This window comes from Brucella sp. RRSP16, from assembly GCF_052246815.1.
GTDB classification, from domain to species: Bacteria; Pseudomonadota; Alphaproteobacteria; order Rhizobiales; family Rhizobiaceae; genus Brucella; species Brucella intermedia.
Genome location: NZ_JBQQAM010000008.1, coordinates 48,969 through 71,277, shown reverse-complemented (window position 1 = coordinate 71,277; position 22,309 = coordinate 48,969). Strand labels below are relative to the sequence as shown.

Below are 22,309 nucleotides of genomic sequence, written 5' to 3'. Positions count from 1 at the left end.
ATCTGATTCAATCGGATCGGCGCTCTGATGTAGCGCGGCATTCATAGGCGGAAATCACTCGCAATAACAACATGATTTCCTCAGCCTGCGATTGCAGCGGGGGAAATTCACCCTGATAGCTCTATAGGACGCAAATGGCGGCAGGATTGCGACTATTGCACACTAATGTACTGGATTGGTTCTCCTGAACTCTTGCTGGCGAATCGCGCAGTTGGTACGAAGAGACATGGGAAAAAGTCTGATTCCGCCGGACGACGGCGAAGAACACATCGAGCGGGTCGATCTCAAATCGGCTCTCGAGGAACGTTACCTCGCTTATGCGCTGTCGACGATCATGCATCGCGCGCTGCCGGACGTGCGCGACGGCCTGAAGCCCGTGCATCGCCGCATCATGCATGCCATGCGCCTGCTGCGCCTCAATCCCGATCAGGCCTATGCGAAATGCGCCCGTATCGTCGGCGACGTGATGGGTAAGTTCCATCCGCATGGCGATGCGTCGATCTACGATGCGCTGGTGCGTCTGGCGCAGGATTTCGCGGTGCGTTATCCGCTCGTGGACGGGCAGGGCAATTTCGGCAATATCGACGGCGATAATGCTGCCGCCATGCGTTACACGGAAGCGCGTATGACGGAAGTCGCGACGCTGCTGCTCGAAGGCATCAACGAAAACGCCATCGATTTCCGTCCGACCTATAATGAGGAAGACGAGGAACCCATCGTCCTTCCCGGCGCTTTCCCGAACCTGCTGGCCAACGGCTCCGCCGGGATCGCGGTCGGCATGGCGACCAACATTCCGCCGCACAATGTGGCGGAGCTTTGCTCGTCCGCGCTCTATCTGATCAATCATCCCGAAGCGCCGGTGGAGGAGCTCGTTACCTCCCCGGAACAATGGGAAGAACTGAAGCGCGAAGCCGAAACCGATCCGGCTGCTCTGCTGAAATGCAAGGTGCGAGGCCCGGATTTCCCGACCGGCGGCATTCTTGTCGAAGAGCACGGCAATATCCTTGATGCCTATCGCACGGGCCGCGGCGCGTTTCGTGTCCGCGCACGTTGGGAAAAGGAAGAGGGCAATCGCGGCACCTGGGTGATCGTCATCACCGAAATTCCCTATCAGGTGCAGAAGTCGCGCCTCATCGAAAAGATCGCCGAACTGCTTCTGGCAAAGAAGTTGCCATTGCTCGATGATGTTCGCGACGAGTCGGCGGAAGACATTCGCATCGTTCTGGAGCCGAAGAACCGGACGGTCGATCCCGAGCTGTTGATGGAATCGCTGTTCAAGCTGACCGAGCTTGAAAGCCGCGTTTCGCTCAACATGAACGTGCTGTCGCACGGCAAGGTGCCGAATGTCCTGTCGCTGGGCGCTGTCCTGCGCGAGTGGCTCGACCATCGCAAGGAAGTGCTCGTTCGCCGTTCGCAATTCCGTCTGGCGGAAATAGAACGGCGCCTGGAAATTCTCGGCGGCCTGCTGATCGCCTATCTCAACCTTGATGAGGTGATCCGCATCATCCGCGAGGAGGACGAGCCGAAACAGGACCTGATGCGCACCTTCGAGCTGACCGACGTTCAGGCCGAGTCGATCCTCAACATGCGCCTGCGTTCGTTGCGCAAGCTTGAGGAATTCGAAATCCGCAAGGAGTTCGATGAACTCACGGTTGAGAAGACGGACCTTGAAGGACTGCTCGCTTCCGGCACGCGCCAATGGAAGAAGATCAGCGCCGAAATCAAGTCGGTACGCGAAAAGTTCGGCCCGAAGACCGAACTTGGTGCGCGCCGCACGACCTTCGCCAACGCGCCAACCCACGATCTGGAAGATATCCATCAGGCAATGATCGAGCGCGAGCCGGTCACGATCGTTGTATCCGAAAAGGGCTGGCTGCGCGCGATGAAGGGGCATCTGGCCGATTTCTCGACGCTCGCCTTCAAGGAGGGCGACAAGCTCAAGCTCGCTTTCCATGCCGAGACGACCGACAAGCTCCTGTTCTTCACGACAGGCGGCAAGTTCTTCACCATCGGCGCGAACACGCTTCCGGGCGGTCGCGGCCATGGCGAGCCGATCCGCATCCTTGTCGATATGGAAAACGATCAGGACATTCTGACAGCCTTCGTGCACGATCCGGCGGCGAAACTGCTTCTCGTCAGCCACGAGGGTAACGGTTTTATCGTTCCCGAAAGCGAGGCTGTGGCCAATACCCGCAAGGGCAAGCAGGTGATGAACGTGAAGGCGCCGGACGAGGCGAAGCTTTGCCAGCGTGTTTCCGGCGATCATATCGCAGTGGTGGGCGAGAACCGCAAGATGGTGGTCTTCCCGCTTTCCGACATTCCGGAAATGACCCGCGGCAAGGGCGTGCGCCTGCAAAAATACAAGGATGGCGGTGTATCCGACGTCCGCACCTTTGCAATTGCCGACGGGCTTTCCTGGCAGGATTCGGCAGAGCGCACCTTCAATCGCAGCAAGGAAGAGCTTGTGGAATGGATCGGCGCGCGCGCCTCTGCGGGCCGTCTGGTGCCGAAGGGCTTCCCGCGTTCGGGTAAATTCTGAATTGGGCGTTGTGAGGATGGGTTCGCAGGCTTAGGCTGATCGGATGGATAATATTTGGAGCGGCATCAGGTGCTTTTGGCAGGAGGACGAGCGCCCGACCGAAGCTGCTCTCAAACACGCTGCCAGCCTTATTACTGCCACCCGCGCTGCTGGCTTCCCACCCGAAGCAGCAAGCAGAGGATATTGGCCGACTGTACGCCTATTATGGAAGGACGGAAAAATAGAAGTTGAGGTTCATGATGACCATTATGAGCTTTATTTCTTTTCTGGTTCAGCGCGAGATGGGAATTTTAGCATAATGGATTATCCCGGAACCGCACCAGATGTTCTGGAGGCATTGGCTTCGGAGATTCAAAAAAGGCACTCTATACTGGATTTGTGAGGGGCTTTTACCCTTCAAACCTCTGCCAGCCGCGGGGGCCCAGATGCTCCTGCGGTGTGAAGCGGATTTTATACTGCATCTTGCGCGATCCCTCGACCCAATAGCCGAGATAGACATGCGGCAGACCGGCAGCATGCGCGCGCTGGATATGATCGAGGATCATATAGGTGCCAAGCGACCGCTCATGCATATGCGGTGAGAAGAACGAATACACCATCGACAGCCCGTCGGCCATCACGTCGGTAAGTGCTACCGCGACCAGCTCTCCATCGCCCTTGGCGCTGATGAAGCTTTCCGGGCCGCGCTTGCGATATTCGATGATCTGCGTGTTCACATGCGTATCCTCGATCATCATCGCATAATCGAGAACCGTCATGTCCGACATGCCGCCCGAGCGATGGCGCGCATCGAGATAATCGCGGAAAAGCGCATATTGCTCGGTGCTGGGCTGGGCCTTGTGCACGCGTCCGATCAGATCGTTGTTCTGCGTCCAGACGCGCCGCATGTTACGCGTCATCTTGAACTCTCCGGCAAGGATGCGAACGGATATGCAGGCCCGGCACAATTCGCAGGCCGGACGATAGGCTATGTTCTGGGATCGGCGGAAACCGCCCTGCGTCAGGAGATCGTTGATTTCGTTCGCCTTGTCGCCGACCAGATGCGTAAAGACTTTTCGCTCCATCTGGCCTTCGAGATACGGGCAGGGAGACGGAGCTGTCAGAAAGAACTGCGGAGACTGTTGCGGTTGATGGGTCATTCAATATCCACGAAATGGCAATACCGAAACCATCACGATACTTTTTGTAAGGATTGAGCCGACCGCACAAAACGTCAATAGGCATTTTGCGCAGCCGGCTCTGAATTTTTTTGATCTGAAGCGCACCCCGAAAAGTGGGACCCGGTTTTCGGGTCAGGATGCGCGATAAAAAGCAGAGCATTTCCGGTGTTTCATGAAAATCAGGAAATGCTCTGTCGTTTATCGATCAGAACGAATGACAGCCGTGCCGAGCAGAAGATCGTGCACAGTGCGCTTGCGGTCGAGAACCAGCGTTGCAAGCAGGATCAGCGGCGTCAGGACGACATTCAGACCCCAGAAAAGGACCGTATGGACGATTGCGAGCATGGGATCGACCGTGCCGCCTTCAAGCCGGACGAGCTTGATATTCATCATCTGCATGCCCTTGGTGGCCTGCTGCGGCCCGCCCAGGGTCCGCGCGACATAAAACAGCGCCACCATCGGGAACATAATGCCGTAGAGCATCCAGCCGAGGCTGAACGTGATTATGCCCAGGATCGCGATGACGATTGCTGCCGGGATGCAGAGCAGGAAAACAATCAGGTAATCGATGAGAAAAGCCATAATGCGGCGCGTGCGCACGCCTTCAAAAAATGCGCGGCTTTCATAACGCGGGCCCATGACTTCGCCGTGCAGGATATGGTCGGACATTTTTCCTTCCAGTCGTTTCAAAAGAAGCGCCCAGGGGATGTGACAACCGGCGCTGCCCAGCCACCTCGGCGGAACAGTCATCAACATGGGAACCAAAACCGGCGGATTCAAGGAAATGTGATGATTTCCCGAAAGCGTGCCTTGCCGGTCAGCCTTGCTGTTTAAGCTTTTCAGCTGCTTCGATTGCGAAATAGGTGAGAATTCCGTCACAGCCGGCGCGCTTGAAGGCGAGCAGGCTTTCCATCATCACCTTTTCTTCGTCGATCCAGCCATTGATCCCGGCGGCCTTGATCATCGCATACTCGCCCGACACCTGATAGGCATAGGTGGGAAGGCGGAATTCACTCTTCAGGCGATGGATGATGTCGAGATAGGGCAGGCCCGGCTTGACCATCAGCATGTCCGCGCCTTCGGCAATGTCCTGCTCGGCTTCGCGCACGGCTTCTTCCGGATTGGCCGGATCGAGATAATAGGTCTTCTTGTCGCCTTTCAGCAGGCCCTGTGTGCCGATGGCATCGCGATATGGCCCGTAAAAGGCGGAAGCGAACTTGGTTGCATAGGACATGATTGGAATGTGGCAGAAGCCGTGTTCGTCCAGCGCCTTACGCACGGCGCCGACGCGGCCGTCCATCATGTCGGAAGGTGCGATGATATCGGCACCTGCTTCGGCTTGCGAAAGCGCGCCCCGAACCACCATGGCGACGGATTCGTCGTTGATGATTTCGCCGTTGCGCAGGATGCCGTCATGGCCATGCGTGGTGAACGGGTCGAGCGCCGCATCGGTGATGATGCCGATTTCCGGCACTTCCTTCTTGATTGCGCGCACGGCGCGATTGATCAGATTGTCGGGGCTTGCGACGAAAGCGCCGTCCTCGGTCTTCACTTCCAGCTTCTCGCGCGGGAAGGGGGCAATGGCGGGGATGCCGAGCTTGGCGGCTTTCTCCGCCATGCGCACTGCCATGTCGACCGAATAGCGCTCGACGCCGGGCATGGCTTCGACAGGCTCGGCAACGCCGGTGCCATAGGTCAGGAAGAACGGCAGGATAAGATCATCGACCGTCAAACGGGTTTCCTGCACGAGCCTGCGCGACCAGTCGGCCTTGCGCATGCGGCGCAGGCGTCTGCTGCCGGTGACGTCATCGACATGCTGGCTGATATTGGCGGGCAGATATTTGGACTGGCGATCGGTCATGAGGCTATTCCCGAGAATGGAGGCCCTGGAACATGAAATCGCAGGGCTGGTCAAAAAGACCACCGGTAACTTTATGAATCTAGTGGATTTTCGAATTTGACGTTTGAAACGGGATTAATATCGGACGGATATCAAACGTCAAATTCAATCCACTAGTATCGGATGCGCTTCGTTTATCATGGGAAAAGTGCCGAAACCAAGAACATTGACCTGTGCAGGATTGACGCGGGGCGTCTCACTTTCTACCCATTTACAGGAACGGGAGACACGATATGCAGATTGACTTCGGCGGTGGCAGCGAAATCAGCTTTGAACGCAAGGGAAAAGCGGGGCTTGTGAAGCTTACGCGGACCGAAGCCCTCAACGCGCTCACGCATAAGATGATTCTGGCGCTCGACCGCGCATTGCAGGCTTGGGAAGACGATCCTGAAGTGGCATGCGTCATTCTCGAAGGCGAGGGGCGGGCCTTCTGTGCCGGCGGCGATGTGGTCGCTGCCTACAAGGCCGGTCAGGCCGGAACACCAGCTTACGAATTCTTCCGCGACGAATATCGGCTCAATGCGCGCATTGGCCGTTTTCCAAAACCTTATATCTCCCTGATCAACGGCATCGTCATGGGCGGCGGCGCCGGCATCTCCGTTCACGGTTCGCATCGTATCGTGACCGAAAACACCATGTTTGCCATGCCGGAAACCGGCATAGGCTTCTTTCCTGATGTAGGCGGCAGCGCGTTCCTCCCGCATCTGCATGATAATTTCGGGTATTATCTGGCGCTCACCGGCAACCGCATCCGCTGGGGCGACTGCCTGCAGAGCGGGATCGCTACCCATGCGGTCGCCGCAAGCGATCTGCATGACCTGCGCGAAGACATCATCGCTACCGCTGACATCGACGCGGCGCTGACACGCAGCCAGTACCCCGATTTTGAAACCTCTGTCGAAACCCGCCAGATCATTGCGGAGTGTTTTTCCGGCGCAACGCTTGCCGACTGCATAGCCGCGCTGGAAAAGGAAGCGGAAGCCGGCAACAAGGCCGCAATGGACATTGTAAAGGTGATCGCCACGCGCTCCCCGACCAGTGTCGCTGTCACTTTCCGCCAGATTGCCGATGGGCGCGCGCTCGATCTCGACGATTGCATGCGCATGGAATACCGCATCGCCAACCGCATGCTGGAAGGGTATGATTTCTATGAGGGCGTTCGCGCATTGCTTATCGACAAGGACGGCGCGCGACATGGAAGCCTGCAACGCTCGATGACGTGAAGCCCGAACAGGTCAACGCCTATTTTGCAAATCTCGGCGACGGGGAACTGACCTTGTGAGGATCTCCTGATGCATATGAACGAGCTGCGCCAGCATATCCAGCCGAGCGGAACCGAATGGGCCTTCACATGGTTCGTCCGGATACTCGCTCTCGTGGCGCTGGCCAGCGGTGTGTTCTATTGGGTCAGGCTGATCGGTATTCATCCCGGGCTTCTGTGGCGGTTCGACCTGATGCCATGGACCTGGCAGACGGCGGTGGTCGCTCTGGCTGTTCTGATGCCGGTCGCGGCAACGGGACTATGGATGCGGGCGCCCTGGGGGCCTGTGCTATGGTTCGTGGCAGCGCTCGGCGAAATCGCCATCTATTCCGTTTTTTCGCGGCATTTCGAATACAAGCCGCTGACGGTCGGGTTCAACGCGGTCTGCATCGTCATATTTATCGCATTTCGTATTCTGCTCTTCTTCGAGAAGAAACGGCAGGCCCGCGCGAGCCTGCCGATATAGATTTATAGGGGCTGCGTTCCTTCATAGCGGGCGAAGGGCTTCGTCATTTGCCCTTTGAAAAGCAGCACATCATAGGTATCGGCCTTGCTGCCCGGCATATCCATCCCCGGCGAACCCATGGGCATTCCGGGCGCGGTCAGCCCCGTTGCCTGCGGACGTTCCGCCAGTAGCCGCTTGACCGCTCCAGCCGGCACATGCCCCTCAATGACATATCCATCGACGACCGCCGTGTGGCACGAGGCAAGATTGGCGGCGACGCCATGTTTTGCCTTTACGCTTTCCATCGCTTCCTCGACCTTCACGGTCACATTGAACCCGGCGGCTTTCATATGTTCGGCCCAGCCGTCGCAGCAGCCGCAATAAGGGTCCTTGTACATGGTCATTTGCGGAGCGGCGAAAACGGGTTCGGCATGAGCAAAATTCGTGAAGCCGGTAAAGCTTATCAGTCCGCCGACCACAAAATACTGTGCGAAACGAAGCGTCATGGTCCCTCCAATGGAATGTTGATAGCCGGTAACTAGCGCCTGTCCACATACTTCTCAAATGACGAAAGTTTAATGTGACGCGCTTTCCAAGCCCCGGAAAACCGGCATTTTACGCCAAAACAGCGCATTGCGGAGCAGGCTCAAGGACGGCGCGGAGTAAGCAAACATTAAGCCTGAATGGCCAATTTTGCCGGTAAGTTACTGTTAAGGCTGACTTTTAAGTCGAATTTTATGCATCTCCCCCAAATTGCTCTCAAGACGGTGAGAAACAATACACCGCGTAAAACAGGACAGGGAGCTGCATCATGGTTTCATGGAATGTGGCTCCGGCAGAGAGGCAAAAGAAATGATCAACGCACAGCGCAAGACGGACTTGTCCGTTCCGCTCACGACACCGGAAACCGCACTTCGCTCGCTTTATCTGGAAGCCCTCCAGCTGGTCGAGCGCCTGCATCGCCGCCTGCTCGACGTCGTCAAGGACGAGTTCGACCGCAACGGCCAGAGCGACATCAATGCGACGCAGGCGCTTCTGCTTTTCAACATCGGCAATTCGGAACTGACGGCAGGCGAACTGCGCTCGCGCGGTTACTATCTCGGCTCCAACGTTTCGTACAATCTGAAGAAGCTGGTCGAGATGGGCTTCATCCATCATCAGCGCTCGCGTGTCGACCGCCGTTCGGTGCGCGTCAGCCTGACGGACAAGGGCAATGCCATCGCCGATCAGGTGGCCGCGCTCTACGAACGCCATATCTCTTCCATCGAACAGATTGGCGGTATTCAGGTCGATGAATTCATGGCGATGAATAAGTCGCTGCAGCGTCTCGACCGCTTCTGGAACGACAGCATCGCATACCGCCTCTGAGCGGCTCGCCGCCGCTGGCTGACTGATGGTTTGTTGCAGAACTGTCACAACAGGCTGCCATTGAGAAGAATAAGGCGCTGTGAAGCTCTCAATCGTAAGGCGCATGGCTTGAAATTCCGGCCATGCGACATGATTAAGCCATAAAAAACGACATAAGCGTTTTACAGTGGCACGGGCAATATTGTGCCTCCTTCATTCAGGAATGGGCTCGAAAGTCGAATTTCGGATAAGCGGGCATCGTCGCATCGCTTTCTGTCCGGATATCGCCTTGCTGAACTATTGCTGATATTCTCTGGGAAGATCCCGCGCGAGCGGTTAGCCTTTTGGGACTACGCAAGATGACCAAGACCGACAGATCAGCCGATGCTTTGAAAGTAGATCGCCGCAGTTTCCTGCGCGGCGCGGCAACCGCCGGCCTTTCCGTGGCAGCCTCCGCCATGGTTTCCTCGGCCTATGCCCAGCAGGTTCTGACTGATGTTATCGCAGCGCCGCGGCGCGGCAACTGGGACGACCAGTTCGATGCCCGTGCGACGGGCGGGCAACGCGTCGCGACCAACCAGCCGGTTCTGAGCCCCCAGACGGTCGGCAATCTCCAGACTGCCATCGCGCAGTATACCGACATTGCCGGTCGCGGCGGCTGGCCGAGCGTGCCGGGCAATGCAAAGCTCCAGATCGGCGTGACCGATCCCGCCGTGCAGGCACTGCGCAAGCGTCTCATGATTTCCGGCGACCTCCCACAGGAAGCCGGTCTTTCCAGCTCGTTCGACACCTATGTCGATGCAGCCGTCAAGCGCTTCCAGTCCCGTCATGGGCTGCCTGCCGATGGCGTCATGGGGCAGTTCACCTATGCCGCGATGAACGTGGACGCGAATACGCGCCTCGGACAGCTCCAGACCAATCTCCAGCGGCTTTCGCCTCTGGCCGATCAGGGCATGCAGGAACAGCGTTTCGTGATGGTCAACATTCCGGCCGCGCGCATCGAAGCCGTTGAAGGCGGCAGCGTCGTGCAGCGTCATACGGCGGTTGTCGGCAAGATCGACCGCCAGACGCCGATCCTGAACTCAAAGATTCACGAGGTCATTCTCAATCCTTACTGGACCGCGCCCAAGTCGATCATCCAGAAGGACATCATTCCGCTGATGCGGAAGGATCCGCAATATCTGGCGAAAAACAAGATTCGTCTCTACGACCAGTCCGGCCAGGAAGTTGCGCCTGAAACCGTGGACTGGAACACGGATGATGCAGTTAAGCTGATGTTCCGTCAGGACCCGGGCAAGATCAACGCCATGTCCTCGACCAAGATCAACTTCCACAACCAGCATCAGGTCTATATGCACGACACGCCGCAGAAGAGCTATTTCAACAAGCTCATGCGCTTCGACTCTTCCGGCTGCGTCCGCGTCCAGAATGTCCGCGATCTCGACGTATGGCTGTTGAAGAACACGGCTGGTTGGGATCGCCAGACCATCGAAAACACGATCAAGTCGGGTACGAACACGCCGATCCAGGTTGCCGATCCGGTTCCGCTGCACTTCGTCTACATTTCCGCATGGTCCACCGGCGACGGCGTGGTGCAGTTCCGCGACGACATTTACAAGATGGACGGTGCAACGGCCCTCGCGCTTGGCACTGACACCTGATTCTCATCTCGACTGCGAGTTTCAAGCCGTCCGGACCCGTTCCGGGCGGCTTTTTCGTCTTGGCTCAATTATCAAATCGGTTTGCCGCATTTTGGAATAAGCTTTTCGCTTTGCGGCCATTGGCCTTGTGCGCTCAAGTGTGATAATGCGCCTCATCCATATAGCTTTTACCGGCTAACCCGGAGGGTGTGAAACATGTCTCAAGCCAACGCCGCCGCCAAGAACGCGTCTTCCGACGTTTTCTTCAATGCAAGCCTCGAGGACATCGATTCCGAGATTTTCGGTGCAATTCGCAACGAACTCGGTCGCCAGCGTCATGAAATCGAGCTGATCGCCTCGGAAAACATCGTTTCGCGCGCTGTTCTGGAAGCACAGGGTTCCATCCTCACCAACAAATATGCCGAAGGCTATCCGGGCAAGCGCTATTACGGCGGCTGCCAGTATGTCGACGTCGTGGAAGAACTGGCCATCGAACGCGCCAAGAAGCTCTTCGGCGCCGAATTTGCCAACGTTCAGCCGAATTCCGGCAGCCAGATGAACCAGGCCGTGTTCCTCGCGCTGCTCCAGCCGGGCGACACGTTCATGGGCCTCGACCTGAATTCCGGTGGCCACCTGACGCATGGTTCGCCGGTCAACATGTCCGGTAAGTGGTTCAATGTCGTTTCCTATGGCGTCCGCAAGGACGACCACCTGCTCGACATGGACGAAGTTGCCCGCCTTGCACGCGAAAACAAGCCGAAGCTCATTCTCGCCGGTGGCACCGCCTATTCGCGTATCTGGGACTGGAAGCGCTTCCGTGAGATTGCCGACGAAGTCGGCGCCTATCTCATGGTCGACATGGCGCATATCGCCGGTCTGGTCGCCGGTGGCGTTCATCCTTCGCCGGTCCCGCATGCGCATGTCTGCACCACGACGACGCACAAGTCGCTTCGTGGTCCGCGTGGCGGCATGATCCTCACCAACGATGCCGACATCGCCAAGAAGATCAATTCGGCTGTCTTCCCCGGCCTTCAGGGTGGCCCGCTGATGCACGTCATCGCCGGCAAGGCTGTCGCCTTCGCGGAAGCACTGAAGCCGGAGTTCAAGCTCTATGCGAAGAACGTCGTCGACAATGCGCGCGCACTGGCCGAAGAGCTGAAGTCCCACGGCCTCGACATTGTTTCGGGCGGCACCGACAACCACCTGATGCTGGTTGACCTGCGCCCGAAGAACGCGACGGGCAAGCGTGCAGAAGCTGCTCTTGGCCGCGCCAACATCACCTGCAACAAGAACGGCATTCCGTTCGACCCTGAAAAGCCGTTTGTTACGTCCGGCGTTCGTCTTGGCACGCCTGCCGGCACGACGCGCGGTTTCGGCGTTGCTGAATTCAAGGAAATCGGTTCGCTGATCGCCGAAGTTCTTGACGGCCTGAAGGTTGCCAATTCCGACGAAGGCAATGCCGCTGTCGAACAGGCAGTGAAGGAAAAGGTCATCGCGCTCACCGACCGTTTCCCGATGTACGGTTATCAAGGATAAGCCGGTTTCCATGATCGAGAGAAAACCCCGTTCAACCCTGTTGAGCGGGGTTTTTTCATTCTCCCATCCGGTAGGTGGATTGCCACTAATCGGCTATGATTGGCAGGAATCGGCTACGGAGGGCGCGCTCTTGAGTTTTCAAGGGGAGTGACCCCACATATGAGCGGTCCATTGCCAGTGTTAAGGTTGCCAGTTTTGAAGCTGCCGATATTGAAATTGAAAGAGTTCCATGCGTTGTCCCTATTGCCAGTCTGAAGATACGCAAGTGAAGGATTCCCGCCCGGCGGAAGACGGTGCTGTCATTCGCAGGCGTCGTGTCTGTTCGGTTTGCGGCGGGCGTTTCACGACCTTCGAGCGTGTGCAGTTGCGCGACCTGATGGTCGTGAAGAAAAGCGGGCGTCGCGTTCCTTTCGATCGCGACAAGCTCACGCGGTCCATCGAGGTGGCGTTGCGCAAGCGCGATGTCGATAATGACCGGGTTGAACGGGCCATTTCAGGCATTGTCCGCCAGCTTGAAAGTTCAGGCGAAGCGGAAGTCACCTCCGACGAGATCGGGCGGCTGGCCATGGATGCGCTGAAAGGCATCGACGATATCGCCTATATCCGCTTTGCGTCGGTCTATCGCAATTTCAGCAAGGCTGTCGATTTCCACAATGTCATCGACGAGCTGACGGTTCCTGAAACCGAGGACGATCTGGACGCTTGAGCATGAGTGGCAGCAAGTTTCCGCATTCGGACGTGACTTCGGATGATGTTCGCTTCATGGAGGCGACGATCCGATATGCGCGCCGTCACAAGGGGCTGACCGGCACCAACCCGTCCGTCGGCACGATCATCGTCAAGGATGGCGTCATCGTCGGGCGCGGCGTTACCGCACTGGGCGGCAGGCCCCATGCGGAACCACAGGCGCTGGCGGAGGCGGGAGACGCCGCGCGTGGCGCGACGGCTTATGTGACGCTGGAGCCATGCGCCCATCACGGGCGCACGCCGCCCTGCGCCGAAACGCTGGTGCGGGCAGGGGTGGCGCGTGTCGTGGCGGCGGCGACCGATCCGGACGAACGGGTCAGCGGAAAGGGCTTCGCCATCCTGCGTGAGGCAGGGATAGAGGTCGTGCCCGGCATTCTCGCCGATCAGGCTGCCGACGATCTGGCGGGCTATCTGAATCGATCTGCGAAGAAACGCCCGGAAGTGATTCTGAAACTTGCGCTTTCCGCCGATGGCATGATCGGCAGGCGGGGCGAGGGACAGGTCGCGATAACGGGACCGATTGCGCGTGCGCAGTCCCATATCCTCCGCGCACAGACGGATGTTATCCTGATCGGTATTGAAACCGCGCTTGCGGATGATCCCGTTCTGAACTGCCGCCTGCCGGGACTGGAACAGCGTTCGCCGGTCCGCGTTGTGCTCGATGGCGGATTGCGCCTGCCGCTTTCGTCAAGACTCGTACAGACCACCGATGCCCAGCCCTTGTGGATCGCCTGCGGCGAGGAGGCCTCGCCCGAACGGCGTTATGAGTTGACGGCTGCCGGTTGCCGCATCCTCGCGACCGAAGCCGACGATTGCCGCATCGCATTGCCCGAGTTGATGGACGACCTTGCCGCGCAGGGCATTTCCTCGGTTCTCGTTGAGGGCGGCGCGGGTGTTGCAAAGAGCTTTCTGGATGAGGGGCTGGTGGATCGGCTTGCCATCTTCCGTTCGCCGGTTGAAATCGGCTCGGAACATGGGGTTGCCGTGGACGGCCTTGAAACCCATATCGCAGACGAATTCAAAATTCTGAGGCAGGCGCGCTATGGCGACGATGCCTATGCAAAATATGTAAGGAAGATTTGATGTTTACAGGCATTATCACCGATATAGGCAAGGTTGACCGGATCAAGCCGCTGAATGAAGGAGTCCTTCTGCGTATCGAGACCGCCTATGACCCGGAAACGATCGAGCTGGGCGCGTCGATTGCCTGTTCCGGCGTCTGCCTGACGGTGGTGGCGCTGCCGGAAAAAGGCACCAATGCCCGCTGGTTCGAGGTGGAGGCATGGGAAGAGGCGCTGCGTCTCACCACGATCTCCGCTTGGCAGAACGGACGCAACATCAATCTGGAGCGTTCGCTGAAGCTTGGCGACGAAATGGGCGGTCATCTGGTTTCCGGCCATGTTGACGGACAGGCTGAAATCATCGACCGCAAGGAAGAGGGCGACGCCGTGCGTTTCACCTTGCGCGCGCCGGAAGAACTGGCGCCGTTCATCGCCCAGAAGGGGTCGGTTGCCCTTGATGGTACGTCGCTGACGGTCAATGGTGTCGATGGAAACGAGTTCGATGTGCTCCTGATCCGCCACTCGCTGGAAGTCACGACATGGGGCGAGCGGAAAGCGGGCGATAAGGTAAATATCGAGATCGACCAGCTGGCACGATACGCAGCAAGGCTTGCGCAATATCAGAAATAGGCTTAGAGCCTAAAACTCTAAAGCTGTAACAGCATTTCCCGATTTTAAGCGTTGACCGCAATCGTTGCGGTCCGCAAGATTTGTCATGGAGTCTCTCATGTCCAAGCACGAGGCGCATGCGCCGCATTTGCTTATTGTTGAAGCGCGTTTCTACGATGATCTCGCCGACGCGCTTCTGGATGGCGCAAAGGCAGCCTTGGATGAGGCAGGGGCGACCTATGATGTCGTGACGGTTCCCGGCGCTCTCGAAATTCCGGCGACGATTTCCTTCGCGCTCGACGGTGAAGAAAATGGCGGCACGGAATATGATGGCTATGTCGCGCTCGGCACGGTCATCCGTGGTGAAACCTATCACTTCGATATCGTTGCCAATGAATCCTGCCGCGCGCTCACCGACCTTTCGGTCGAGGAGAGCATCGCCATCGGCAACGGCATCCTGACCGTCGAGAACGAAGAGCAGGCATGGGTTCGCGCCCGCCGCGCTGACAAGGACAAGGGCGGTTTTGCTGCCCGCGCCGCACTGACCATGATCGACCTGCGCAAGAAGTTCGGAGTCTGATCGTTATGAGTTCTTCTACCGGAGGCCGCCCGACTCCCAATGCACCGCGCATGGCCAACAAGCGCGGCGTCGCCCGTCTTGCTGCCGTGCAAGCGCTCTATCAGATGGATGTGGCCGGGACGGGCGTCCTGGAAGTGGTGGCCGAATACGAAGCTTTCCGCCTCGGCAAGGAAGTGGACGGCACGCAGTATCTCGACGCCGATCCGCAATGGTTCCGCGCAATCGTAGCCGGTGTCGTGGATGAGCAGCTGAAGCTCGACCCAATGATCCATCAGGCGCTGACGGAGGACTGGCCGCTGTCGCGTCTCGATTCGACGCTGCGCGCCATTCTCCGCGCGGGTGCATGGGAATTGCAGACGCGCAAGGACGTGCCGACGGCAGTCATCGTGTCGGAATATGTCGATATCGCCAAGGCCTTCTATACGGAGGAAGAGCCGAAGCTGGTCAATGCCGTGCTCGATCGTCTGGCGTTTGTCATTCGTGGCGAGAGCCGTGGCGTGAAGCCGCGCTGATCCGGCTTCGCCGACGATAATCATGAAAGAAGGGCTGTGAGAAATCGCAGCCCTTCTTTCATTGTACGCTGGCAAAGAACGACTTGACGTTTGTTAAACCGTTTCGCATGTTGGTCGCGCGGCATTGAGAATGCTGAAATGCAGGGAATCGCGCCAATTCATTGAATCCAAGGCGTAAGTTTCCTGGCGAATATACCGAAGAAGCCCGGTATCTTGCATTGGCTTCAGGCACTTCCATGCCGCTCAGTCGGGTCCGGGGAGGGGTTTTCGGGCCTATCCTGCGCACGTGTCTGCCGACAATCGCGGCTCGCGGTCAGACGGCAGCCAGCGCGAGCTATGGAGCGCGTTCCGATCTGTTGCGACAGGCCGGCGCTCCAATTGTCTGGGTGGCCGCGCATATTTCCCGAAAATCGTTTCACATTTTTCGGGATGCGCTCAATGGGAGTTGGCCTTTATGCAAATGGGAGTGGCAGTCTTAATTCTCGTCATTGCCTGCGGCGTGCTTTCCGTTCTTTTCGCCATATGGGCGATCCGTTCGGTTCTCGCAGCCGATCAGGGGACGCAGCGCATGCAGGAAATTGCTGAAGCCATCCGCGAGGGTGCCTCAGCCTATCTCACAAGACAATATTCAACGATTGCCATCGTTGGCGTCGTGGTTTTCCTCGCCGCCTGGTATCTGCTGTCGATCAGTGCGGCAATCGGCTTTTTGATCGGCGCAGTTCTGTCGGGCGTCACCGGCTTCATCGGAATGCACGTTTCGGTTCGCGCCAATGTGCGCACTGCGCAGGCGGCATCGCTCAGCCTCGCCGGAGGGCTTGAACTGGCCTTCAAGTCCGGGGCCATTACCGGTCTTCTGGTGGCAGGGCTCGCGCTGCTTGGCGTCTCCGTCTACTATTGCATTCTCACCGTCTGGCTTGGTTACGCGCCCTCTGACCGCACCGTTATCGATGCGCTGGTGTCGCTCGGCTTCGGCGCTTCGCTTATCTCGATCTTTGCGCGTCTTGGCGGCGGCATCTTCACCAAGGGCGCAGACGTTGGCGGAGATCTCGTCGGCAAGGTGGAAGCCGGTATCCCGGAGGATGACCCGCGCAACCCCGCGACCATTGCGGACAATGTCGGCGATAATGTCGGCGATTGCGCAGGCATGGCCGCCGACCTGTTTGAAACCTACGCGGTGACAGTCGTTGCCACCATGGTTCTGGGCGCGATCTTCTTCAACGGATCGGACGTTCTTTCAAGCGTCATGCTCTATCCGCTGATGATCTGCGGCGCCTGCGTGATTACGTCGATCGTGGGCACTTTCTTCGTCAAGCTCAGCGTCGATGGCTCCATCATGGGCGCGCTCTACAAGGGGCTGATCGCAACGGGCCTGCTTTCTATTGTCGGGCTTGCCGTCGCCAACACGCTGACAATCGGCTGGGGCGAGATCGGAACGGTCGCCGGAAAAAGCATCACGGGCACCAATCTCTTCATCTGCGGGCTGATCGGTCTCATCGTTACCGGGCTGATCGTGGTGATTACGGAATATTATACCGGCACCAACAAGCGCCCGGTCAATTCCATCGCGCAGGCCTCTGTGACAGGGCACGGCACCAACGTCATCCAGGGGCTGGCAGTTTCGCTGGAATCGACCGCGCTTCCGGCTATCGTGATCGTTGGCGGCATTATCTCGACCTACCAGCTTGCGGGCCTGTTCGGGACCGCTATCGCCGTCACCGCCATGCTCGGCATTGCGGGCATGATCGTGGCGCTCGATGCCTTCGGCCCGGTTACCGACAATGCGGGCGGCATCGCGGAAATGGCCGGTCTCGACCCGGAAGTCCGCAAGGCCACCGATGCACTGGATGCCGTGGGCAACACAACCAAGGCTGTCACCAAAGGCTACGCCATCGGTTCGGCGGGGCTTGGTGCGCTGGTTCTGTTTGCGGCTTATTCCAACGACCTGGCCTATTTTGCCGCCAACGGGCAGACCTATCCCTATTTCGCGGATATGGGGCCTGTCTCCTTCGATCTCTCCAACCCCTATGTGGTCGCGGGACTGATCTTTGGCGGGCTTATCCCTTATCTGTTCGGTGGCATGGCGATGACCGCCGTGGGCCGGGCCGGGGGCGCGGTGGTTCAGGAAGTGCGCCGCCAGTTCCGCGAGAAGCCGGGCATCATGACCGGCAAGGAACGCCCGGATTATGCCCGCGCGGTCGATCTTCTGACGAAGGCGGCAATCCGCGAAATGATCATCCCGTCGCTCCTGCCTGTGCTGGCGCCGATTGTCGTCTATTTCGGCGTTTTGCTTATTTCAGGCTCCAAGGCTGCGGCCTTTGCAGCCCTTGGTGCATCGCTTCTGGGCGTCATCATCAATGGCCTGTTCGTGGCAATTTCCATGACATCTGGTGGCGGCGCATGGGACAACGCCAAGAAGAGCTTCGAGGACGGGTTTACCGATGCCGATGGCGTGAAGCACCTGAAAGGTTCGGAAGCGCACAAGGCATCGGTGACGGGCGATACGGTCGGCGATCCCTACAAGGATACTGCCGGTCCAGCCGTCAATCCGGCGATCAAGATCACCAACATCGTGGCCCTGTTGCTGCTGGCTGTGCTGGCGCATATGTCCTGACGGACTGAGCTTCAAACAAAGAAACCCGCCTTGAAGGCGGGTTTTTCGTTTTGGAGGTATCGGCAGGATCAGTTGCTGGGGCCGCCTGCGGCGCCCGGCAGGGATGTCGGGGCCTTGGACACGCCCTGAATGATCTGACCGAGGAAGCTCTGGTCCTTGCCGCCGGTCGGCGTCGTGCGCGACACGAAGTCGAACAGCTTGCCGTCCTTCAGACCGTAATTGGCGATATGCTCGACCTTGCCGTCCTTGTCGAAATAGATGGCGAGGATCTGTCGCTCGATGATCTTCGGCTTCATGAACTGCGCGGCGCGGTAACGCTTCTGCGAAATGTAATAGAACACTTCATTGTCGAAGGTCGCGGTGGTCGACGGCGTGCCGAGCGCCAGAAGCACCTGCTCGCGGCTGGAGCCGACAGGGACCGAATCAAGCGCGTTCTGATCGAGCACGTAACCCTCTGTCAGAGTTTCGGACGGATTGAGCGTGGATGCAGTATTGCACCCCGCAAGCGCCACTGAGACGAGAATTGTCGTGCCTGCGAGAAGAGCACGCTGCGTGCGCATGCTTGGAAAAATTCGCTGCAACAAAGACCTCTCCATACATTCTAAATCAGCGCGGCACTTTCGCCGTCGGGAGAACTTCGGTAAACCACCTTGCTTATTTATGCAACTGGAACGGTCGTACGGATATGATTCTCCAACTTTTCCGCCGCAAATCCAAAGCAAACGAGGCAATTATGCTTCGCGTTTACGAGGTGATCGTGGCGGCGGCGCGGCAAAAACGGTTCTATGCACAATTTCAGGTGCCTGACACGCCGCTGGGCCGTTATGAAATGCTTTCCCTGCATATTTTCCTCGCGCTTCACCGCATGAGGGGAGAAAACAGGGCGCTGGCCGACCTCGCGCAGGAAATCGCCGACGAGTTTTTCAAGGATGTCGACCATTCGCTTCGCGAACTGGGCATCGGCGACCAGGGCGTGCCGAAGCGCATGAAAAAGCTTGCGCGCATGTTCTATGGCCGCGTCGCGGCTTATGGCGAGGCGCTCGACGCAAATGATGGCGATGCGCTGGCGGCGGCCCTGACGCGAAACATCCGCCCGGACCTCGAATTCTGGCCGCACGCCCACCATTTGGCTGAATATGTTCTGGCGTGCCGCGACCGGCTGCAAAAAATTGCAGACGACGCTTTGGCGGCAGGCGACATTTCCTATATGGATGCAGACTAAAGCATGTCTCCTAAAAGTGGGAACCAGTTTTGGGAGACTTGCCTGGGAACAAAACTTAAGAGCGCATCCTGAAAAGTGTAAAACGGTTTCGGATAAGATGCGCGCCAAAGGCGACTTTGCGCCAACGAACAATGCTGAAAAAGGCCAATGAGAATGACTGATAAACCGGCGCTCACCTATCCTGTTCCGGTTCTTCACCTGCCGCAAAAGGGCGTGACGGTGAAAATAGGCACGGATGAGAAAGAGCGCGCAGCGCTCGCGGCAGACCATGGGCTTGAGGCCGTGAATGCCTTTGCCGCGGAGTTTCTGATTACGCCTTGGAAAAAGGACGGTATCCGGGTGCGTGGCCGCATCGACGCGGAAATCGTTCAATCCTGCGTCGTGACGCTGGAACCGCTGACCAACAGCATTGCCGAGGAAGTCGATACGATTTTCGTGCCGGAAAATTCACGGCTGGCGCGAATTCAGCTTGATGATAGCGGCGAAATGCTGCTCGATGCGGAAGGCGCGGACAGTCCAGAAGTTTTTGTCGGCGACAAGATCGATGTCGGTGCGATTGCGGAGGAATTCTTCGATCTCGCCATTGATCCCTATCCCCGCAAGCCGGGTTTGCCGGACGATAGCGAGCCGAAGGTTTTCGGGGACGATGACGGGGAAGAGAAGCCCGTTTCGCCATTTGCGAAACTTTCGGAATGGCAAAAGAAGCCGTAATTCACAGTGAGTTTGTCAGAATTTGGTTGTGTGGAAACGCAAAAGCACTATTTTCGCCGAAACCTGTCTGCTGCAAAAGGCAGAGCAGGAGCAGGGTCGCACAGGAATAATCAAGAGTGATCAAAATTTCGATTGACGCGATGGGCGGTGATTTTGGCCCTGAAGTGGTCATCCCCGGCGCAGCGAAGGCGCTTGAGCGTCATCCTGACATCCGCTTTATATTCTTCGGTCTCCCCGCGCAGGTAGAGCCGGTGCTGGCGCGCTATCCGAAGCTGAAGGCCGCATCGGAGTTCCGCGCGAGCGAGGTTGCCATCAGCATGGACGACAAGCCAAGCCAGGCCCTGCGCGCCGGTCGTGGCAAATCGTCCATGTGGCAGGCCATCGAGGCCGTAAAGACCGGCGACGCACAGGCGTGTATCTCCGCCGGCAATACCGGCGCGCTTATGGCCATGTCCAAGTTTTGCCTGCGCATGATGTCGGATGTCGAACGTCCGGCGATTGCGGGCATCTGGCCAACGCTACGTGGTGAAAGCATCGTGCTCGACATTGGCGCTACCATCGGCGCCGATGCGCGCCAGCTTGTCGACTACGCCGTCATGGGCGCCGGTATGGCGCGTGCCCTGTTCGAGGTGCGCAAGCCGACCGTCGGGCTTCTCAATGTCGGCACGGAAGAGGTCAAGGGCCTCGACGAGATCAAGGAGGCAGGCCAGATTCTGCGCGATACGCCGCTTGAAGGACTTGCCTATTCCGGTTTCGTTGAAGGCAACGACATCGGCAAAGGTACGGTGGATGTGGTTGTGACCGAAGGTTTCACCGGCAATATCGCGCTCAAGGCCGCGGAAGGTACGGCCCGGCAGATGGCGGAGCTGCTGCGTCAGGCCATGAGCCGCACGCTGCTTGCCAAGATCGGCTATGTTTTCGCCAAGGGTGCGTTCGACCGCCTGCGTGAGAAAATGGACCCGAACAAGGTCAATGGCGGGGTTTTCCTTGGCTTGAGCGGAATTGTCATCAAAAGTCATGGCAGCGCGAATGCCGAAGGCTTCTGTTCGGCGGTGGAAGTCGGCTATGACATGGTGAGAAATCGCCTTCTGGAAAAGATCGAGGCCGATCTGGCGCATTTCCACCACAGTCATCCGCATGTTTCGAGTGAAGGTGACGAGGCTGCGAAGGCTTGAATTCCGCAACGCCATCCAGGAAGTGCATTTGAAAGACTTGCGGATTGCCGGATATCCTTCGGCGCCGAAGCGGTGAAGTAACTTTTGCCGGTTATGTGTAGGGCCAGAATTCTCGACTGCGCGCACGATGTTCGCCGCGCCGGTCGCATGTAAGGACAGGAAATAAGAGATGATAAGATCTGTCGTGCGGGGTATCGGTTCGGCATTGCCGAAGCGGGTCATGAAGAATACCGATTTCGAAGGTATCATCGAAACCTCGGACGAATGGATCGTGCAGCGCACGGGTATCCGTGAACGTCACATTGCAGGCGACGATGAAACTACGGTTTCGCTTGGCACCGCAGCAGCGCGCGCGGCGATCGAGAATGCAGGCTTGCAGCCGACCGATATCGATCTCGTCTTGCTGGCCACCTCTACACCCAACCATACGTTTCCGGCCAGTGCCGTGGAAATCCAGCGCGAGCTGGGAATCACCAGTGGTTTTGCATTCGACATGCAGGCCGTGTGCAGCGGCTTCATCTATGCCATCACCACGGCGGACCTCTATATCCGCGGCGGCATGGCGAAGCGGGTGCTGGTCATCGGCGCGGAAACCTTCTCGCGTATTCTCGACTGGAGTGACCGCACGACCTGCGTTCTTTTCGGCGATGGCGCTGGTGCGCTCGTGCTGGAAGCCGCCGAGGGCAATGGCCTGACCTCGGATCGCGGCGTTCTCGCCGCCAACCTGCGTTCGGACGGCAATCACAAGGAGAAGCTCTTTGTCGATGGCGGCCCGTCCACGACCCAGACCGTCGGCCACCTGCGCATGGAAGGCCGCGAAGTCTTCAAGCACGCAGTCGGCATGATCACCGATGTTATCGAGGCCTCTTTCGACGAAACCGGCCTTACTGCCGAGGATATCGACTGGTTCGTCCCGCACCAGGCCAACAAGCGCATTATCGACGCTTCCGCCAAGAAGCTGAATATTGCGGAAAACAAGGTGGTCATCACCGTTGACCGTCATGGCAACACCTCTGCTGCCTCGGTTCCGCTGGCGCTCGCAACCGCTGTTGCGGACGGTCGCATCAAGAAGGGCGACCTCGTTCTTCTGGAGGCAATGGGCGGCGGATTCACCTGGGGCGCGGTTCTGTTGCGTTGGTAAGCGATAAATTTGATCTGCCGTGAGGAAACTCGCTGCTTGACCGTTGCGCTTTTATTTGTGTAACGTCCTGTCACGTAAGGATATTATCTGTTCAAACGCTAACCAGGCAGGT

21 protein-coding genes and 1 pseudogene are annotated in these 22,309 nt (G+C 58.0%); 17 read left to right on the top strand and 5 right to left on the bottom strand.

The genetic code is table 11. The annotated features are described in order from the left end of the window. The first annotated feature begins 226 nt into the window (after positions 1–226). Together ACS5UA_RS14015 and ACS5UA_RS14010 are read left to right on the top strand one after the other, a co-directional pair. Positions 227–2,539 carry a DNA topoisomerase IV subunit A gene (locus ACS5UA_RS14015; protein ID WP_077684206.1) on the top strand — a complete coding sequence of 771 codons (2,313 nt, stop codon included), beginning with the start codon at positions 227–229 and terminating at the stop codon, positions 2,537–2,539. 43 nt (positions 2,540–2,582) lie between these two features. Next, positions 2,583–2,921 carry a hypothetical protein gene (locus tag ACS5UA_RS14010; RefSeq protein ID WP_006472774.1) on the top strand — a complete coding sequence of 113 codons (339 nt, stop codon included), beginning with the start codon at positions 2,583–2,585 and terminating at the stop codon, positions 2,919–2,921. A gap of 7 nt (positions 2,922–2,928) precedes the next feature. Here ACS5UA_RS14010 and ACS5UA_RS14005 read toward each other — a convergent pair whose 3' ends face one another. From ACS5UA_RS14005 to hemB, 3 genes are all read right to left on the bottom strand, one after another. Beyond that, entirely contained in the window at positions 2,929–3,678 is a 750-nt protein-coding gene (locus ACS5UA_RS14005; RefSeq protein ID WP_031347222.1) for an arginyltransferase, read from the bottom strand. Between the two features lie 219 nt (positions 3,679–3,897). Beyond that, the gene (locus ACS5UA_RS14000) at positions 3,898–4,368 is read right to left on the bottom strand and encodes an RDD family protein (protein ID WP_151658641.1); all 471 of its coding nucleotides are present in this window, start codon (positions 4,366–4,368) and stop codon (positions 3,898–3,900) included. Between the two features lie 148 nt (positions 4,369–4,516). Beyond that, positions 4,517–5,560 (bottom strand): porphobilinogen synthase, encoded by a 1,044-nt coding sequence (gene hemB / locus ACS5UA_RS13995; protein WP_151658642.1) that lies wholly within the window; start codon positions 5,558–5,560, stop codon positions 4,517–4,519. Positions 5,561–5,832: 272 nt separating this feature from the next. Here hemB and ACS5UA_RS13990 point away from each other — a divergent pair. Further along, a pseudogene (locus ACS5UA_RS13990) lies at positions 5,833–6,881 on the top strand (enoyl-CoA hydratase/isomerase family protein). Positions 6,882–6,891: 10 nt separating this feature from the next. After that, a complete protein-coding gene (locus ACS5UA_RS13985) occupies positions 6,892–7,326 on the top strand; it encodes a DUF6163 family protein (protein ID WP_113463044.1) in 435 nt (144 codons plus the stop codon). Between the two features lie 2 nt (positions 7,327–7,328). Here ACS5UA_RS13985 and ACS5UA_RS13980 read toward each other — a convergent pair whose 3' ends face one another. Beyond that, positions 7,329–7,811, bottom strand: coding sequence for a DUF411 domain-containing protein (locus ACS5UA_RS13980; RefSeq protein WP_151658644.1), 483 nt, complete (start codon positions 7,809–7,811; stop codon positions 7,329–7,331). A 346-nt stretch (positions 7,812–8,157) separates the two neighbouring features. On the opposite strand from ACS5UA_RS13980, the gene ldtR reads away from it, so the two are divergent. The 9 genes from ldtR (at position 8,158) to ACS5UA_RS13935 (ending at position 17,948) form a co-directional block, all read left to right on the top strand. Continuing rightward, a complete protein-coding gene (gene ldtR / locus ACS5UA_RS13975; RefSeq protein ID WP_006472781.1) occupies positions 8,158–8,673 on the top strand; it encodes a transcriptional regulator LdtR in 516 nt (171 codons plus the stop codon). Between the two features lie 338 nt (positions 8,674–9,011). Further along, entirely contained in the window at positions 9,012–10,313 is a 1,302-nt protein-coding gene (locus tag ACS5UA_RS13970; RefSeq protein ID WP_006472782.1) for a L,D-transpeptidase family protein, read from the top strand. 195 nt (positions 10,314–10,508) lie between these two features. Beyond that, complete coding sequence (glyA, locus tag ACS5UA_RS13965; RefSeq protein WP_006466484.1) at positions 10,509–11,828, top strand: serine hydroxymethyltransferase; 1,320 nt, start codon at positions 10,509–10,511, stop codon at positions 11,826–11,828. A 229-nt stretch (positions 11,829–12,057) separates the two neighbouring features. Next, complete coding sequence (nrdR, locus tag ACS5UA_RS13960; RefSeq protein ID WP_006466485.1) at positions 12,058–12,534, top strand: transcriptional regulator NrdR; 477 nt, start codon at positions 12,058–12,060, stop codon at positions 12,532–12,534. 2 nt (positions 12,535–12,536) lie between these two features. Further along, the gene (gene ribD, locus ACS5UA_RS13955) at positions 12,537–13,658 is read left to right on the top strand and encodes a bifunctional diaminohydroxyphosphoribosylaminopyrimidine deaminase/5-amino-6-(5-phosphoribosylamino)uracil reductase RibD (protein WP_443101408.1); all 1,122 of its coding nucleotides are present in this window, start codon (positions 12,537–12,539) and stop codon (positions 13,656–13,658) included. Continuing rightward, positions 13,658–14,266: a riboflavin synthase gene (locus ACS5UA_RS13950; RefSeq protein WP_006472784.1), complete on the top strand. Its 609-nt coding sequence runs from the start codon at positions 13,658–13,660 to the stop codon at positions 14,264–14,266. The genes ribD and ACS5UA_RS13950 overlap by 1 nt, the downstream gene beginning before the upstream one ends. Before the next feature lie 97 nt (positions 14,267–14,363). Next, positions 14,364–14,825, top strand: a complete 462-nt coding sequence (locus ACS5UA_RS13945) for a 6,7-dimethyl-8-ribityllumazine synthase (RefSeq protein ID WP_006472785.1) — start codon at positions 14,364–14,366, stop codon at positions 14,823–14,825. A 5-nt stretch (positions 14,826–14,830) separates the two neighbouring features. Beyond that, positions 14,831–15,337, top strand: a complete 507-nt coding sequence (nusB, locus tag ACS5UA_RS13940; RefSeq protein ID WP_006466489.1) for a transcription antitermination factor NusB — start codon at positions 14,831–14,833, stop codon at positions 15,335–15,337. Between the two features lie 454 nt (positions 15,338–15,791). Further along, a complete protein-coding gene (locus tag ACS5UA_RS13935) occupies positions 15,792–17,948 on the top strand; it encodes a sodium-translocating pyrophosphatase (RefSeq protein ID WP_006472786.1) in 2,157 nt (718 codons plus the stop codon). 68 nt (positions 17,949–18,016) lie between these two features. On the opposite strand, the gene ACS5UA_RS13930 is transcribed toward ACS5UA_RS13935, so the two are convergent. Then, on the bottom strand, positions 18,017–18,532 hold the full coding sequence (locus ACS5UA_RS13930; RefSeq protein ID WP_036565756.1) for an outer membrane protein assembly factor BamE: 516 nt from the start codon (positions 18,530–18,532) through the stop codon (positions 18,017–18,019). A 101-nt stretch (positions 18,533–18,633) separates the two neighbouring features. Here ACS5UA_RS13930 and ACS5UA_RS13925 point away from each other — a divergent pair, with 101 nt between their 5' ends. From ACS5UA_RS13925 to ACS5UA_RS13910, 4 genes are all read left to right on the top strand, one after another. Further along, entirely contained in the window at positions 18,634–19,170 is a 537-nt protein-coding gene (locus ACS5UA_RS13925; protein WP_006472788.1) for a ubiquinol-cytochrome C chaperone family protein, read from the top strand. Between the two features lie 153 nt (positions 19,171–19,323). Further along, positions 19,324–19,881 (top strand): YceD family protein, encoded by a 558-nt coding sequence (locus tag ACS5UA_RS13920; protein ID WP_006472789.1) that lies wholly within the window; start codon positions 19,324–19,326, stop codon positions 19,879–19,881. Between the two features lie 116 nt (positions 19,882–19,997). Then, positions 19,998–21,056 (top strand): phosphate acyltransferase PlsX, encoded by a 1,059-nt coding sequence (gene plsX, locus ACS5UA_RS13915; protein WP_006466495.1) that lies wholly within the window; start codon positions 19,998–20,000, stop codon positions 21,054–21,056. 169 nt (positions 21,057–21,225) lie between these two features. Further along, positions 21,226–22,197: a beta-ketoacyl-ACP synthase III gene (locus ACS5UA_RS13910; protein ID WP_006472790.1), complete on the top strand. Its 972-nt coding sequence runs from the start codon at positions 21,226–21,228 to the stop codon at positions 22,195–22,197. The last annotated feature ends 112 nt before the right edge of the window (positions 22,198–22,309 follow it).